Annotated in this window: 15 protein-coding genes; 5 read left to right on the top strand and 10 right to left on the bottom strand. The window is 63.3% G+C overall.

Features of this window, described 5'->3' with window-relative positions; all coding sequences use genetic code 11:
- Positions 1-35: 35 nt before the first annotated feature.
- Both ACLGL5_RS30675 and ACLGL5_RS30670 read left to right on the top strand, forming a co-directional pair.
- Entirely contained in the window at positions 36-683 is a 648-nt protein-coding gene (locus ACLGL5_RS30675; protein ID WP_064985978.1) for a ThuA domain-containing protein, read from the top strand.
- Between the two features lie 321 nt (positions 684-1,004).
- Positions 1,005-1,346 carry a CatB-related O-acetyltransferase gene (locus ACLGL5_RS30670; RefSeq protein ID WP_019859723.1) on the top strand — a complete coding sequence of 114 codons (342 nt, stop codon included), beginning with the start codon at positions 1,005-1,007 and terminating at the stop codon, positions 1,344-1,346.
- 8 nt (positions 1,347-1,354) lie between these two features.
- Here ACLGL5_RS30670 and ACLGL5_RS30665 read toward each other — a convergent pair whose 3' ends face one another.
- The 5 genes from ACLGL5_RS30665 to ACLGL5_RS30645 form a co-directional block, all read right to left on the bottom strand.
- The gene (locus ACLGL5_RS30665) at positions 1,355-3,373 is read right to left on the bottom strand and encodes an amidase (protein ID WP_069093483.1); all 2,019 of its coding nucleotides are present in this window, start codon (positions 3,371-3,373) and stop codon (positions 1,355-1,357) included.
- 119 nt (positions 3,374-3,492) lie between these two features.
- Positions 3,493-4,578 (bottom strand): Gfo/Idh/MocA family protein, encoded by a 1,086-nt coding sequence (locus tag ACLGL5_RS30660; protein WP_069092757.1) that lies wholly within the window; start codon positions 4,576-4,578, stop codon positions 3,493-3,495.
- Between the two features lie 72 nt (positions 4,579-4,650).
- The gene (locus ACLGL5_RS30655) at positions 4,651-5,415 is read right to left on the bottom strand and encodes an ATP-binding cassette domain-containing protein (RefSeq protein ID WP_038648565.1); all 765 of its coding nucleotides are present in this window, start codon (positions 5,413-5,415) and stop codon (positions 4,651-4,653) included.
- Positions 5,412-6,416, bottom strand: coding sequence for an ABC transporter permease (locus tag ACLGL5_RS30650; protein ID WP_019859719.1), 1,005 nt, complete (start codon positions 6,414-6,416; stop codon positions 5,412-5,414). Before ACLGL5_RS30650 ends, ACLGL5_RS30655 begins: the two co-directional genes overlap by 4 nt.
- Complete coding sequence (locus ACLGL5_RS30645) at positions 6,413-7,402, bottom strand: sugar ABC transporter substrate-binding protein (RefSeq protein WP_027047129.1); 990 nt, start codon at positions 7,400-7,402, stop codon at positions 6,413-6,415. The genes ACLGL5_RS30650 and ACLGL5_RS30645 overlap by 4 nt, the downstream gene beginning before the upstream one ends.
- A 569-nt stretch (positions 7,403-7,971) precedes the next feature.
- On the opposite strand from ACLGL5_RS30645, the gene ACLGL5_RS30640 reads away from it, so the two are divergent.
- Positions 7,972-8,172, top strand: a complete 201-nt coding sequence (locus ACLGL5_RS30640) for a hypothetical protein (protein ID WP_019859717.1) — start codon at positions 7,972-7,974, stop codon at positions 8,170-8,172.
- Between the two features lie 130 nt (positions 8,173-8,302).
- On the opposite strand, the gene ACLGL5_RS30635 is transcribed toward ACLGL5_RS30640, so the two are convergent.
- From ACLGL5_RS30635 to ACLGL5_RS30620, 4 genes are all read right to left on the bottom strand, one after another.
- Positions 8,303-9,529, bottom strand: coding sequence for an alpha-D-ribose 1-methylphosphonate 5-triphosphate diphosphatase (locus tag ACLGL5_RS30635; RefSeq protein WP_069092756.1), 1,227 nt, complete (start codon positions 9,527-9,529; stop codon positions 8,303-8,305).
- Between the two features lies 1 nt (position 9,530).
- Positions 9,531-9,656 (bottom strand): hypothetical protein, encoded by a 126-nt coding sequence (locus tag ACLGL5_RS30630; RefSeq protein ID WP_280949023.1) that lies wholly within the window; start codon positions 9,654-9,656, stop codon positions 9,531-9,533.
- A gap of 99 nt (positions 9,657-9,755) precedes the next feature.
- Positions 9,756-10,568 carry a PfkB family carbohydrate kinase gene (locus ACLGL5_RS30625; protein WP_069092755.1) on the bottom strand — a complete coding sequence of 271 codons (813 nt, stop codon included), beginning with the start codon at positions 10,566-10,568 and terminating at the stop codon, positions 9,756-9,758.
- 280 nt (positions 10,569-10,848) lie between these two features.
- Positions 10,849-11,439 (bottom strand): dihydrofolate reductase family protein, encoded by a 591-nt coding sequence (locus tag ACLGL5_RS30620; protein ID WP_069092754.1) that lies wholly within the window; start codon positions 11,437-11,439, stop codon positions 10,849-10,851.
- Positions 11,440-11,573: 134 nt separating this feature from the next.
- On the opposite strand from ACLGL5_RS30620, the gene ACLGL5_RS30615 reads away from it, so the two are divergent.
- Complete coding sequence (locus ACLGL5_RS30615; RefSeq protein ID WP_141700964.1) at positions 11,574-12,584, top strand: sigma-70 family RNA polymerase sigma factor; 1,011 nt, start codon at positions 11,574-11,576, stop codon at positions 12,582-12,584.
- A 143-nt stretch (positions 12,585-12,727) separates the two neighbouring features.
- Here the strand turns inward: ACLGL5_RS30615 and ACLGL5_RS30610 are convergent, their stop codons facing one another.
- On the bottom strand, positions 12,728-13,762 hold the full coding sequence (locus ACLGL5_RS30610) for a class I SAM-dependent methyltransferase (protein ID WP_019859708.1): 1,035 nt from the start codon (positions 13,760-13,762) through the stop codon (positions 12,728-12,730).
- A 282-nt stretch (positions 13,763-14,044) separates the two neighbouring features.
- On the opposite strand from ACLGL5_RS30610, the gene ACLGL5_RS30605 reads away from it, so the two are divergent.
- Complete coding sequence (locus ACLGL5_RS30605; RefSeq protein WP_069092753.1) at positions 14,045-16,045, top strand: putative bifunctional diguanylate cyclase/phosphodiesterase; 2,001 nt, start codon at positions 14,045-14,047, stop codon at positions 16,043-16,045.
- Positions 16,046-16,048: the final 3 nt, after the last annotated feature.

Raw genomic sequence — 16,048 nt, 5'->3', positions numbered from 1 at the left:
CATCGATCGCGGCGGGCGATTCAGGAGGTTACGGCATGGGGAAGAAGGCTTTGATTGCCTGGGGCGGTTGGGAAGGCCACACGCCGGAACGCAGCGCCAACGTCATTCGCGCGCTGCTTGAGCGCAACGGCTTCGATGTCACGCTGGGCGAGGGCACGGCGATGTTCGCCGATCCGGAACTGCCTTCCTTCGATCTCATCGTGCCTGCCATCACCATGTCGACGATCGAAAAGGCCGAGCTGCAGAACCTGACTGCCGCGGTTCGCGAAGGAACAGGCCTTGGCGGCTTCCACGGCACGATGGGCGACAGTTTCCGCAACGAGCCCGATTACCAGTTCATGACCGGCGGCCAATGGGTCGCGCACCCCGGCAACATCATCGACTATCGGGTGGTGATCACACAACCCGACGACCCGATCACCAAAGGCGTCGGTGATTTCGCCTACCGGTCGGAGCAGTATTACATGCATGTCGACCCTAGCAACGAGGTGCTGGCGACCACCACTTTCAGCGACGCGCATTTCCCGGGCATTGACGGGGTCGTGATGCCGGTGGTCTGGAAGCGTCGGTATGGCGCGGGAAAGGTTTTCTACAGTTCGCTTGGGCACACGGCGGATGAGTTCGCGGTGCCGGAAATGGCGGTGATTGTCGAGCGTGGTTTGCTTTGGGCGGCGCGGGGATAGCGGCAATGGTGGTGCTCTGCGGCGCCCACCTTCTGTGACGGTCGGTCGAGACCAACCATGGCTTAGAAACAAATGGGATTTGCAAGAAAACTTCGAACCATGCTCGGCCTTCGACGAGCTCCAAAGCCGGAAAACATACCGCAGCATGCATCGATTGGCCGTAGAACACTCTTCTACACAAAGCCCAGCAATATCTTTGGCTGTGACGAGACCTCACCGCTTGAGATAGGAGCGTTCTGCTCCATAGCGGAGGAGACGCTATTCCTTTGTCGTGCCAATCATCCGACGCACTTTGTCTCGACTTTTCCATTCGAAGTCCACATGACAAATTCGATCGCGGCCTATGATGATCTGGTGGTCAACGGGCCGACAAAAATCGGCAACGATGTCTGGATTGGACGACGCGCAATCATCCTGCCGGGAATAACCATTGGAGACGGTGCCGTTGTCGGAGCCGGCTCGATCGTCACGAAGGACGTCGCACCCTACGCGGTGGTCGCCGGAAATCCTGCCAGGTTGATCCGGAACAGATTTACGGATGACCAGATCGCCAGTTTGCTCGCTATTCGCTGGTGGGAGTGGAGCGACGAGAAGATCAAGGCCGAACTGCCGACGTTCTTCGGATCGATTGATGCCTTCATCGCCGCCAACCGTGCATCATAGCCCAGCCCTCACCCAATTCCGCCCGTGACCACATAGGCGCCAACGGTGCGTCCATCCTCAAGCCGCACCACCGCGGTTACGATCGAGCCATACGAACCACACCAGACGCTGTGGAACCGCTGATGCTCGGCGGCCGGCACAAACACACGCCCGCTGAAGTGCGGGCCGCTCCGCTGCATCGCGACCGTCTGTCCGTTGACATGCACTTTGATGCTGGCGTTCTCCGCCTCGGCCGGCAGGTCGAGCGTGATGGTGATCTCATGCTGATCGCCTGAGGTCAGCGTCTCTGCGGCAAGCGCGATTGCGAGCGGACGTGCCTCACCGTTGCCAGCTTGGCTGGGTCGACCTGAAAACACATCGTCGGCGAGTTCAGGCGTGCGGGGCGGGCTTGTGCGGCGCTGGGTGGCGGTCTCGTAGTCGCCGGCCATGCGCAGCAGGCTTTCGTCGTCATAGGCCTTGCCGGCGAAGGTCAGGCCGACCGGCATGCCGATATCGGGCATCGTGCCCATCGGCACGGTGACGGTCGGAATGCCGAAATGGCGCCAGACCAGATTGCCGTTGGCGACCCAGGTGCCGTTGCGCCAGGCAAGGTCCGCCGACGCCTCGTTGATGTCGGCGTCGGCCGGGCCGACATCGGCGGCGGCGGGCAGCACCACGGCGTCGATGCCTTGCGCGTCGAGCCAGTCCTCGAAATCGATCCGCCGTGTCGCTTCCAGCCCCTTCAGGCCCTCTTCAAGCGTCGGGATATCCCTGAAGGGCGTGACGCCGGATTTGGCGCGCTCGACATACTCCGCCAGGTCGAAGCCGCCCTCGTAGCGATCAGGCAATGTGCCCGGCGGCTGCGGGAAAATCCTTGGGCCATCCACCGAAGCGAGATCGGGGATGTTCGGGTCGGCGTTGGCGCGCAGGAAATCGTCCCAGCCCCACATGCAGAGATCCCAGATTTCGCGGTCGGCGAAATCCGGCGGCACCAGCCCGCGCTCGACCATGGTGCGGGCGCCGCGACGGTCGCGCTCGTAATTGGAGACGACGGGAAAATCGACCTCGACCACCTCTGCGCCAAGCCGCTTGAGATCGGCCGCCGCCTGCTCCCACAGGGCAAGCACCGAGGCGCGGGTTTCGATCGGTTTGTCGGCCTCGCTGTCGCGGCCGATATACATTCTTGGAACGCCGAGCCGCTTGCCCTTTAGCGAGCCCGCAAATACCAGATCGGTATAGCGTTGCGGCCGTAGGTCGGCGCTTTTCGGCAGTTTGACCCAGGGCTGCGCGCGCCAGAAATCGCCCCGCGTCTGCGGGTCGTCGGCGACGATCACGTCGAGCAACTCCAGCATATCTTGCATGGTCCGCGTGTGCGGCACCACGACATCCATCGTCGGCACCAGCGGCCAGTTGCCGCGCACGGAAATGACCCCGCGCGACGGGGTGTAGGCGACGAGCGCATTGTTGGTGGCTGGCGCCCGGCCGGACGACCAGGTCTCCTCGCCTAGACCGAAGGCGCAGAAGCTGGCGGCCGTTGCAGTGCCCGAACCATTCGATGACCCCGACGCGAAGGCGGCGGTCAGGTAATCGGCATTGTAGGGGCTTTCGGCGCGGCCATAGATGCCGCGCTGCATGCCGCCATTGGCCATCGGCGGCATGTTGGTGAGGCCGATCAGCACCGCCCCGCCGGCGCGCAGCCGGGCGATGGTGAAGGCGTCCTCATAGGCGACCAAATGTTCGAAGGCCGGCGAGCCGGACGCGACCGTCAGGCCTTTGACCTTGTAGCTGTTCTTGGCGGTGTAGGGGATGCCGTCGAGCGGCCCGAGTACAGCACCTTCGCGCCGCCGCTGGTCGGAAGCGGCGGCTTCTTCGAACATAGCTGGATTGAGCACGGGGACGGCGTTGAGGCTGATACCATGCCGGTCGAAATGCGCGATGCGCCTGAGATACGCCGCGACCAGCTCGACACTGGTGACCGTGCCGTCATCGAGGGCGCGGCGCAGTTGGTCGATCGTCGCTTCGACGAGGTGAAGGCTGGCATAGGTCATCACTGGTTCCAGGCTGTTGTCCGCACGCCATGGATGAGCGAGCCCGCCGGCTTCGGCAAGGGCCAATCGGCAGTCTTTGTCGGAACGTATTGTTCCTGCCTGTACCTTGCCGGTAGGGCTCAGGCGTCCCCGCCGCTCTCCTTCATCCTCTCGATGATCCCGGCCATCAGCGCCAGGTCGCGGCGGGAATCGGCGAGGTCGGTCAACGGCTTGGTGCCTTCAGCGATGTGGCGGTGGAAAATCTCCAGTTCGTTGGAGAAAGCATCGCCATAAAGCGGGCCGAAGCTTTTCGTCACCGGGCCGAGCGGGCCGGCTTCGGTCACTTCCAGCCGGGTCGGCAGGCTGCGGATGTAGGGCGTGTCGTAGATGATGCGCACGCGCCGGGTGTTGGAGCGCACTTCGATCATGGCGTCGAACAGGCCGAGATCGTCGACCACCGCGTCATAGAGGCAAGCGAAATGGCCGTAATCGAAGGTGACCGAGGTGTTGGCGCCGCCATTGGTGCGGTGCGCGGCGACCACGCCCTTGGGCTCGCCAATGAGCCCGCGCATCGCCGAGATGTGGTGCGAGGACAACGCCGTCAGCCCGCGATAGGCGCGCACCAGGTCAGCCGGCGCGTCGGTGCCGACAACCTCGCGGATCAGCGCGTCGCGCTCCCTGGCGCCGCGCGCCAGTAGGGCAGGGTCGATGTCGTTGGGGTAGAGGATGTTCCGGCTCTTCTTCAGGAAATGCCGGCCCTCCGAGATCAGGTCGAAGATGCGGACATGGGTAATGTCGGCATGGGCGGGCAATTCGTCCCGGGCCGCCAGGTAGGCCGGCGCGTAGCGGCGCATATAGCCGACGAACAGGGTCTTCCTGTAGGCCGGCATCAGCGCCAGCAACTCGTCGATCTCACGCACCGTGAGACAAGCGGGTTTTTCCAGCAAAATGTGCTTGTCGGCTTGCATGGCAGTGCGCACAAAGCGGCTGTGGGTGTCGTCCGACGACAGAACGAAGACGACGTCGATGTCGGGTGAATTGATCAGCGCCTCGGCCGTGTCGAAGGCTCTGGCGGCATATTCGGATGTGACGAGCGCCACCAGGCTCGGAGAGACGTCGAAGACGCCCGCGATTGCCCAGCAGTCGCGCTGGTCAGCCAGAACAGGCAGATGGATCGACTGCGCGACCTCCCCAAGACCCACAAGCCCGACACGAAGTGGTGCCACTCTCAAACTCCCTTGATTTCATTTTGTAGGGTTGGCCGAAGCGGCCAACGATTGATTTCACGGTTGGGCAGATCACGCCGCTCCGGTGACCAGCGCGACCAGTTCGTTGCCTGACGTCTCCGAGGCACGCACCGTCGCCGCCATCTTTCCCGCCCGCATCACCCAGATCTGGTCGGACAGGCGCCGCACCTGATCGAAATTATGGCTGACCAGGATGACCGAGACCGATTGTTCGCGCAGGCGGCGGATCAACGCCTCGACATTGGCGGTCTCCTGCACGCCAAGCGCTGCCGTCGGTTCGTCCATCACCACCAGCTTGGCGCCGGAGCCGACGGCGCGGCAGATCGAGATCGCCTGCCGCTGGCCACCCGACAGGCGGCGCACACGCTGATTGATCGACGGCACGTTGATCGACAGGCGCGACAGCATGGAACGGGCCTCGCGCTTCATCGCCTTGCGGTCGAGGAAAGCGAAGGGGCCGATGCGGCGCACGAGCTCGCGGTTGAGGAACAGGTTCTGCGCCACCGTCAGTTCGTCGATCAGCGCCAGGTTCTGGTGCACGGTCTCGATGCCGGCCTTGCGCGCCCCGTCCGGGTTGGAGAAGGGGTGCTCGCGACCGTCAAAGACGATCGAGCCGGCATCCGGCACATGCACGCCGACCAGGCAGCGGATCAGCGTCGACTTGCCGGCGCCATTGTCGCCAATGACGGCGGTGACCTCGCCGCGGCGCGCCTGGAAGGCGACGTCGGTGAAGGCGCGCACGCCGCCGAAATGCTTGCTCAGGCCATTGCAGGCGATGATCGAGTCCGAGGCGGAGGAAAGGCTGACGGCGCTCATTTCTGGTACCGCATGATCAGCGCTGCCAGCACCACGATGGCGCCCACGGCAAGCGGTTGGTAGAAGGCCGAGACGTTGAGCAGCGTCAGCCCGTTGACCAGCGCGGTGAGCATCAGCGCGCCGATGGCCGGGCCCAATATGCTGGCGCGGCCGCCGAACAGGCTGACGCCGCCCAGCACCACCGCCGCCACGGAATTCAAGAGCAGGCTGGTGTTGATCTGCGGTTCGGCCGAGCCGATGCGGGCAACCAGCAGGATGGCCGCAATGCCGGCGCAGAAGCCGGAGATGGTGTAGGCGGCGATCTTGACGCGGTTGGTGCGAATGCCGAGCGCGCCGGCGCTTTCGACCTGGCCGCCGGTCGCCAAGAGATGGACGCCGAAGCGCGTGTGGTAGAGCGCGATATGGGCCACAATCACGGCCGCGATCGCCACCCAGACCGGATAGCCGAACGGCCCGAACGAGCCCGAAGCGAGTTTCAGCAGGAAGGTCGAGCCGACCATCGTCGGTTCGCCGCCCGACAGGATCAGGCCAAGCCCGGTGATGCCAGACAGCGTGCCGAGCGTCACCACGAAATCGGGGATCTTGCCGGCGGTGATGATGAGGCCGTTGAGGAAGCCGATGGCGCTGGTGGCGAGCACCGCGAGCACGCAGGCGATGAAGATGCCGTAGCCGGCCGCGTTGACGAGACCGAGGATGATGGCGCCAAGCATGACGGCCGCCGCCAGTGACAGGTCGATGCCTGACGTCGCGACGACGAAGGTCTGGCCGATCGACAACACGACCAGGATAGCCGCCGCCAGCAAGAGCGCCTGCAGATTGGCGACGCTGAGAAAGACCGGCTGGGCGATGCCGAAGACGATGACGAGACCGACCAGGCCGACGACGGACGCCCAGTCGGCCCAGAAGGAAGGATCCAGGAGGAGAGCCGACAGGGAGGGGCGGCTCTCCTCCGCCGCGCCCGCCGAATGGGCGACGGGCGCGTTGTCCGTGGGATTGCTCACTTCAGCATCTCGCGGAAGGGATCGGGATAATCGCCGCCGGGACGCGGAAAGTTCTTCAGCGAGGCGTCGGCATTGGCCTTGTTGATCAGGAGCACGGGTGCGGGCACGTTGGCGGGCAGTTCCTTGCCCTTGGCGGCCAATGCACAGGCTTCGACACCCATGGCGCCGACGACATAGGGATATTGGGCGACGGTGGCCGTGAGTTCGCCTGCCGCGATCGATTTCAGCGCGTCGACGATGCCGTCGAGGCCGATCACCTTGACGTCCTTGCCCGAGGTCTGCACGGCGCGTTCGACGCCGAGCGCCATGATGTCGTTGGCGGCGAAGAAGCCGGCAAGATCCGGGTGCGCCGCGAGGATGTCGGTGGCGGCGGTCAACGCCTTCTCACGATCCCAGTCGGCGCTCACCATCACCACGACCTCGAGCTTGCCCTCGACGGCCTGCTTGAAGCCCTTGATGCGGGCATTGGAGCCGACATCGCCGACGATGCCGGCGATCAACGCCACCTTGGCGCCCTTGGGCACCAGCTTCAGCATTTCCTCGCCGGCCAGCGCGCCGGCGGCGACATTGTCGGTGCCGATATAGGTCGAGACGGCAAAGCCGGCGGCCTTGGCCTGTTCGGCGTCGATGGTCGAGTCGATGTTGACGATCGGCTTCTTCTTCTGGGCGACCGGCACCAAAGCCTGGACGAGGTTGGAGACGCTGATCGGATTGACCAGGTAGCAATCGAAGTCCTGCATGGCCATGGCGGTCAGGCGGTCGGCCTGGCCGGTGGCGTCGCCCATATTGGCGGCGGCCTGGACGCTGACATTGACGCCACTGGTCTTGCCTTGCTCCTCGATGCCCTTCTGCATGGTCTGGAAGAAGGGGTTGTCGAGGCCCTTGACGATGGCCGCGACCTTGGCCGCGTCCTCGGCATGGGACGGCGCCGTGACGATGGTTGCCAGCAGGCCCGCGCCAAGCGTCAGGCCGTTGAAGATGCGCATTTTGTTCCTCCGCTTCTTGATTGTTGGATGTGTCTTGTCGGCAAGCCCACGGACGCCCGTGGCCGGTGCTGCGAGAGCCATGCTTGCATCGGCAACGCCACGCGGCCTGCGGCCCGGCGAACGCCAAACGTCTCGCGGACGACGGACCCCGGTCGGGACCTTTTCCATGTCAGGCATTTCTCCTCCCAGAGCGCTGACCTAGCCCCATCAGCGTTTGCGCATGTTTTATAAAAAATTGACACGCGTCAAGATTTAAAATGGTGCGAAGCGATTTTCGCTCGTTGGGCCGCAGCGCGCGCGCTCCACAAGTTCACCCCGGCAAAAAAATTCCACCCTCATGCAACCTCTGATGGGCGCGTGCGTTGCAAGGCTCCCGGGGATGGTGAGGTTTGCATTGGCAAACCATGGGTGCTGCCGTCGCTGTCGTCGCCGAGCAACTGTCAGAAAAATAATGGAGATCAGACACATCGAAACGGCTTGCAAGCGCAGGCTAAAGCTCGCAGAGGTTGTGCAAAAAAGCGTGCCGTTTGAGAAGACTTAATACCGTCATCCAGCATGAAAGGGGAATCATGCCTGACCAGAATGCCCTGATCCGCGCAGCCATCGGACGGCTGTTATCCGAGAAGACCGGAGTCGCGGTCATTTCCATGAGAGAGAGTATCACAGAGTTGCTGGCAGTGACCGGCGCGGCGCTCACCATCGAAACCCTGCAGGACATGCTGCTGGAAATGGCCGAGGTGCGCGGCATGACGGTCGTGCTCGACGTTTAGAGCTTAACCTTGTCTCGGAAAGCGCAAACCCCTCCAACGCAATTCCTGCGGGAAAGCAGGCCTGCACTCTTCCTGGAATTTGCTCAGGCTCCGTCTCTTTGTTTTTGACGCAATTCCCAACCGGAAAGCGCTACGCGCTTTCCCGGGCGGCAGCGGGTAGCCGTTCAGCCGCGACCGGGCCAAGGCGTTCTGCTTTGCCGGCTGGTGCAAGCGTGCCATCACCGTAGATCATGCGGCCGGCACGGAAGGTGGCGCGGACGCGTGGCACGGGATGGCGGTCGGCCACCACGAAATCGGCCAGAAGGCCGGGCTCGATGACGCCGCGATCGGTGAGCCCCAGGGCGTTGGCCGGGTTGGCGCTTGTCAGCGCCGCCGCCGCCGCGAGGCCATCGCCCCGCAGTTCCGCCAGGCCGAGCACGGCCGGCAGGATGGAGGCCGGATGATAGTCACTGGCCAGCATGTCGAGCAGCCCGGCTTCATAGGCTTGCCGGGCGGAAAGATTGCCGGAATAGGACTCGCCGCGCAGCGCGTTGGGCGCCCCCATGGCGGTATGCATGCCGAGCCTGCGGGCTTCCTGTGCGGCTCCCAGGGTCACCGGGAATTCTGAGAGCGCTGCGCCCAGGCCATGCACCAGTTCGACCTTTTCCAGCGTGTCGTCGTCATGCGAGGCGAGCACGATGCCGGCGGCCTGGGCTCGCGCCGACAGGTCCTGCAGGGCGTTCAGCACATCGCCCTGGCCATTGCGGCCCGCCATGCGCTTGCCGACGACCTCGGAGGCCGCGGCAACGGACATGCCGCGCTCCTTGGCGATGCGGGCGATGTAGAGCTCGACGTCGCGGTACTGGCCCTGTCCGGGCGTGTGGTCCATCAGCGAGATCAAATGCAGCCTGCCGGCGTCCATCAGCTTCTGCAGCGTGGGAATCGCCGGGGTGAAGGTCACTTCGAAGCGGGCGTGGATGCGGTGGTCGACCAACAAATGGTCCTTCATCCCGGCAATGGTGTCGATGATATCAGTCGTATGGTCTTGCGAGCGCAGCACGCCGCTGGTGACGCTGGCGCCGATGAAGGAAAGCGCGGCATAGGCCGTGGTGATGCCGCAGGAGGCGAGCTTCTTGTCGAGCTCTGCAATGCCGATCCGCATCGGCACGTGCACGCCGATGCGCGGCTCGACTTCTCTCTCCACCATGTCGCCATGCATGTCGATGAAGCCGGGCAGCAGCAGGCGGCCGCCACCCTCGATATCGGCATGCCCGACAGGCTTCTCGCGGATTTCGGCGATCCGGCCGTTCTCGATCCTGACGGCGCCGTTCGGGATGACGCGGTCGCGCAGGACAATTTCGAATTCACTCAGCCACATGTCATGTCTCTTCCAAGGCAGCGATTTCAAGGTTGATTTCGCGGGCGACAAGGTCGGCGACATCGTTGGGGCGATGGAAGACGCCGATCATGGCGATGATGCACCGGCTTGCCGACGCCTCAATCACGATCTCTCCAGGACATGTTTTCTAGTTCACTCGAATGCCGGTTTCCATTTGATTTTTATGACATTTTCATGAAAGCCGGCGCCTCCCGGAGTGCCTGCCTCAGCCGGTGCAAGCCCGTTCCGACAGCCATTCGGCGGTTTGCTGGCTGGCCCGTTCGGCGGAAAGCCCAGGGGTGAGCCCCTGCAGTAGGCCGTCCAGGAAGATTGCCGCAAAGCAGTCGCCGGCGCCGATCGTGTCGGGCACGGAAACTTGCTTCAGGGGCGTGACATGGCTGAGCGCCTTGCCGTCATAGAGCGAGATTGGGCGCAGTCCGTCGGTCAGCACCAGTGTCCTCAGGCGAGGCCCGGCAATCAGCGACGCTCGCTCCCAGATCCCTCGTGTGTCCTCGCGGGGAAAGTCGGCGCGCGATCCGATGACGATGTCGGCCGGGCGGTGCGAGGCGCTGCGCAGCGGAAATTGCGAGATGACAAGCGGGATCGTTCGCAGCGAGGCGACGAGGCCGTCGTCGAGCACCAGGGCGTTGAGATAGGCGGCGTCGCCCCTGACAGGCTCCGGCGCGGCGAAGGGAGGACGCAACTGGCCGCCGGTGTTCAAAATGGTGCGCTCACCGTTCGGCTCGAGCAGGATTTCAGTGAACCGGGTTTCGCCGGGCCATAGGGTGACGTAGCCGGTGTCGATGCCGCTCGCCTGCAATTTGGCGAGTGCTTCCCGGCCATGGTCGTCGTCCATCAGATTGCTGATCAGCCGGACATTGTTGCCCAGCTTCGCCAACTGCGTGCCGGTGTGGAAGCCGCCGCCGCCAAGCCTGACAACCCGATCGGAATAGGTGATGCGCGAGCCCGAGGCGAGGGGCGATGACAGCGACCAGACCTGGTCGTGATTGACGTGGCCGACAACGATGACTGTGCTCATGTTCCCCCGCTTTCGGTCTTCGGTCGCCCAGGCCTGGCGCCAGTGCATCGGCGATGGGGCCGAACGGCACGCTCTTGGCGTACTATGACCGGGGTCGGCGTCACCGTCGACAAGCGCTTCTTTGTCAGGCGCTCCGGCGTCGGCGTGGACGCAGACACCGTCCACGCCCTGGGCTTGCGCTCTCCGCGCGCACCGCCACCAAGCGTCTCCCCAAATTCCGTGAAAACGGGGGACACTGCTTCAACACCGACCAACGCGACTTCGTCGCCGTCTTCAGCCGTCAGCCCTGCACGAATTCGTAGGCCTGGGACACCAGGCCGTCACCGATCTTTCGTGTGTTGACCAGTTGCAGCGGTTGCTTGTCGCTGGCCTCGTCGAAGAGACGCTGGCCGGTTCCCAGCACGACCGGGAAGACTGTCAGCCGCAGTTCATCGGCCAGCTTCTGTTCTATCAGTGTGCGCACCAGCTGATAGCTGGCATAGACCAGGATTTCCCCATCCACTTTCCGCTTCAGCGCCGAAATCTCCTTTACCGCATCGCCATTGAGGACCGTGGTGTTGCTCCACTGAGGATGGTCGAGTGTCGAGGACACGACGTATTTGGGGATGCCGTTCATTTTGGCCGCCCACTTGCTGCCTACGCGGACGTCCATAAAGGGCGTCCGGGACGCGAACCACTCGAAGCTGCGCCTGCCCAGCAGCAGTGCCTCGGCACCCAGCACTTCCTCCGTCTCGTTGGCGGTCCAGTCTTCGAGGTCCTTGGCCCCCGCGGACTGGCGGAACCAGCCACCCAGCTCGAAGCCTTCCTGGCCGTCCGGATCCTGGACCACTCCATCGAGTGTGGCATTTGTGCTGATGACGATCTTTCCCATTTCCGTGCTCCTTTGACGATATTGTCGCTGGTGTAGACGCCGCGGCATCGCAAAAGGGGGCGCTCCGCGACCGCCCCTTTTGAGCCCTGGCCGGCGTCCATACAGTGTGGAACTGCACAGAAGGAGGCGTGGCGTTGGCGAGAACGGACCTGATGTCGAGGGCGCGGAGCGGCGACGGCGAGGCGTTCCGGGCACTGACCGAGCCGCATCGTCGCGAGCTCCAGGTGCACTGCTACCGGATGCTCGGATCGTTTCAGGATGCCGAGGACGCTCTCCAGGACACGATGCTCGCTGCCTGGCGAGGTCTCGAACGTTTCGACGGACGCGCCTCGCTTCGCACCTGGCTCTACCGCATCGCCACCAACCGGTGCCTCGACGTGCTGCGCTCCGCTCGCCGACGTCCTGCAAAGCAGTGGGATATCCCGGGTATCGAACCGCCCGAACCCACTGGACTCGGCGAAATTCCCTGGCTCGAGCCCTATCCCGACGCCCTTCTGGACGGCGCGATCAGCGTGCCGCTCGGTCCGGAGGCGCGCTACGAGCAGACCGAATCCATATCCCTGGCCTTTGTGACCGCCCTGCAGATCCTGCCGCCTCGCCAGCTCGCCGTCCTCATCCTGCGCGATGTCCTTGGATTCCACGCGCACGAGGTCGCCGACATGCTGGACACGTCAGTTGAATCGGTCAAAAGCGCTCTCAAACGCGCGCGTGCGGGAATGCAGCGCCGACTGCCGGTAACCACTGACCGAGAGCCGCCGCCAGCCGGCAACTCACCTGGCGAGGACGCGATCGTGGCGAAGTTCGTCAGCGCCTACGAATCCGCCGACATCGATGCGATGGTGGCTCTGTTGACCGACGACGTCTTCTTGTCGATGCCGCCGGTGCCGCTGGAATATCGGGGCCGAGACATTGTGGCCCGCTTCTTTGCCCCCATCTTCGGCTCGGGACGGAGATACGAACTGGTGCCGACGCGCGCCAATTGTCAGCCGGCATTCGGCGTCTACCGGCATACCCCCACAGGTATCCACGGTTCAGGCCTCTTCGTGCTGGCTCTCGCCGGCGACCGAGTCTGCGCCATGACCGCCTTCGAAAAGACGATCCTGCCCAAATTCGGCCTGCCGCAATCCCTCCCGGGTGCACAGTAGATCGCCTTCGGCCTGACCGCAGAACCGCTCAGGGTTTTCCTATAGCCGCTGGAAGGCGCGAAACGGCCAGGGGACAAAGTCACCTCTCAGCCGAATACAGCCGACAAGTCACGCAGGCGTTCCCAGATGCCCACGCCGCCTGCTTACCCGCGCTTCTCAATCACCGCATACAGGACGTTGCGGTTCTCGCCGAAGAACACCTTGGCCTCCACCGCGTTGCGGTCGACGCTGGCGTTGACGATGTTCCACATGTCGACCTCCGAGCGCAGCAGCAGCACCCAGTCCATGAAGGTTTCCCGGTAGCCGGCGTCAGGGGTGCCCTCGGCGTAGTTGGCGAACAGGAATGTGCCGTTCGGCTTCAGCATCTGCAGGCAGGTCTTGGTGAGTTTCACGGCGACATTGTGCTGGAGGTAGTCGTAGAGGCCCGAGGCGTAGATGAGATCGAACTTGCCGAGCTTGTGGCCCCGCGTCAGCACGGTCCGCACCGAGCCGTCGATGGCTTCGACCGCGGTGCCTTGGAAGTCGCGTGCGATCAGCCCGACGCTTTGCGGGTCCTGGTCGAGCGCGACCCAGCGCTTGAGACCGCCCTCGGCCAAGGCGACGGAGCGGTTGGCTTCGCGCAGATGGCCGGCGGCGATGGCGAGCACCTCGGTTTCGGGTCCGTTCTTGGCCGCCGTCTCGTCGACATAGCGGGTCAGGAGATTACGCCGTTCGCGTGCCGCCACGCATGACGGAACGTTCTGGGTATGGCTGTAAAGCGCCTTGCCGATCTCCGAGGCGCTGGCCACGCTCTCGGCCACGTGCGGGTCGCAATAGATGTAGTCGAGCAGCTGCGCGTCGCCGGAATAGCCCCTGGGCTTGGTGAACGACCAGTGCGTCAGCGGATCCTGCAGAAAATACTCCAGGATCGGGTGGTTCTGCGCCACCGGTATCAAGGCCTGCCAGACGTCCGAATGCACCTTGGCCCGCAACCCGCTGAGCATCGACAACAGCCGGCGAACGATCTCGGCGGGATACTTTTGCTGCTCGATCTGCTGCTGTGTGGCGTGGAGGATCAGTGCCAGTTCCGCGCGGGCGGTTTCGAACTCTTCGCCATGATGCTCGAGCTTACCTCGGCGCAGACTGTCGGCGATGATTTCTGCGGTAATCAGGCTTTGGCCATCAAACACGGTTTGCACACCAGGACTCCTTGGTTAACAGTCAGTTAACTTATTGCGTAGAATGCTCCATTTGCCAACGGCGCTTCGGACGCATTTTATTGTTATGATTAATTTCCCGCTAACCATCTCAATTTATTAGCGATCTTGCAGATAAGATTCTGGGTTCGAGTTAACGCAAACTTGTCTGGCGCCATCGCATTTTACCGCGTGGCAATCGTGTCGCGTCCCAAGGAGTCGTCCTGCGTGGGGGCAGAAGCTGGAAAAGAGTTCGGAGCGCAAAATCCCCCAACACTGGGATTTGTGAGCGAACGCGCGTCGTCCAGATCGGCCGATACGGTTGATGTGGAGCCGTATGATCCGCGCCAGGAACTGGGGGCGGCGGAACTGCGCATCCTTTACCGCGCCGAAGCCCTGGCGAAGCGACGGAAAGATGCCAGGCCTGGGCTCTGGATCGCCGTCGTCATCTACGTGCTGTTTTCGGTATCGGACGTGCTGCTGATACCTGACGTGGCGGCCTACACGGTCACGGCGCGCTTCGCGGTCGGATTGGCCGCTCTGCTGACCCTGGAAGCACAGCTTCGCCGGGGCGTGGCGACGGAGTGGCTCGACGTGACCTGCGCCGCGGCGATCATCTTCGGCTATGTCGGCTGGTTGTTCCCGGCATCCCTGGGCGCCAACAAGGAAACCGTTGCCTACTACATGGTGTTCGGCACCATTTTCATGATGAGTGCCAATCTATTTTTCACGTTCAGCTTCAAAGTGTCGATCATAACGTCGACGATCATATTGTGCATCCTGTACGTGGTGAACTATTTCCTGCCCGCCTCGCTGTCATACAAGATGGTGTTCGGGACGTTCTATGTTTCGTGCTTCACCTTCACCTCCTATGTGAACTGGAAGCTGAATGAAGAGCGCTACAACGTCTTCCTGAACGCGCTGGAAGCCAAGATCCAGCACAAGGAGGCCACCGAACGCGGCAAGGCCCTGCTCAGACTGTCGCGGACGGATCCGCTCACCGGCCTGGAAAACCGGCGCGCGATCGACGAGAAGCTGCGCGATTACTGGAGCGACTGGCAGAAGCTTGGCAACGGCTTCGCGGCCATCCTCATCGATGTCGACTTCTTCAAGAAGTTCAACGACTGCTACGGCCACCAGGAAGGCGACCGCTGCCTGATCCATGTCGCCAACGCGCTGAGCGACCTGATCAGGGACTACAATGGCTCGATCGGGCGTTATGGCGGCGAGGAATTCATCGTGCTCGCCCGCATGGACAAGAAGGACCAGGTCGCGGAACTGGCGGAAGCCATTTGCCGCACGGTGGAGACCCTGGCGATCACCCATGAGTTGCGGCGCGACGGTATTTCGATCGTGACGGCGAGCGTGGGTGCTGCGTTCACCAGGACGCAGGCCGGCGCCAAGCTGGAGAAGATCATCCACGAGGCGGATCGCGCGCTCTATCTGGCAAAGGCCAGCGGCCGCAATTGTGCCAGGCTGTTCGACCCGACCGATCCGCAGAGCAGCGACGAGAGCGAGAACCTCGCGGCGCTGCTGAAGATCGCGATCGGCCAGGGCCTCGTTTCACTCGTCTACCAGCCCATCCAGGATGTCGTGTCGGGCCGCGTCGAAGCGGTGGAGGCGCTGATGCGTCTCAAGATGCTGGACGGAACCCTGGTTCCACCGAGCCTGTTCATTCCCGTGGCGGAACGCACCGGCGCGATCCTGGAACTCGGCCGCTGGGCAATACGGACGGTGTGCACCGAGCTGCTGGCGGACGATCACGTCCCTCTCGTCAGTGTCAACGTCTCGCCGATCCAGCTCAAGACGCCTGGCTTCGCCGCGTCCGTCGCGACCATTCTGGGCGAGACGGGCGTGACCGGCAACAGGCTGGCCTTCGAGATCACCGAAGGTCTCGAGATGGAGATGCACTCGGACATCCTGCGCTGCATCAGCGACCTGAAGCTGCTTGGCATCAAGATCTGGCTCGACGATTTCGGCACCGGCTTCGCCGGCCTTTCGTGGCTGCGTCTGATCGATTTCGACACGGTGAAGATCGACCGCTCGTTCCTGCACGATTGCGGCACGCCGAAAGGCATGGCCATGCTGCAGGACATCATCGCGCTGGTGCGCAATCGCGGCCACCAGATCCTGGTCGAAGGCGTGGAAACCGACGAGCAGATCGCGCTGATGCGCGAGTTCGGCATCGACAGGATCCAGGGTTTTCGCGTTGGCCGTCCGGTTCCCGCCGCGAGCTTCCAGGCAAGGCGGGGCGTCCAGAAGCGTCCGTTCCTCAGGTCCGCATAGAGG

This window comes from Mesorhizobium sp. U510 (assembly GCF_059180695.1).
This window is presented reverse-complemented; position numbering and strand designations above follow the sequence as displayed.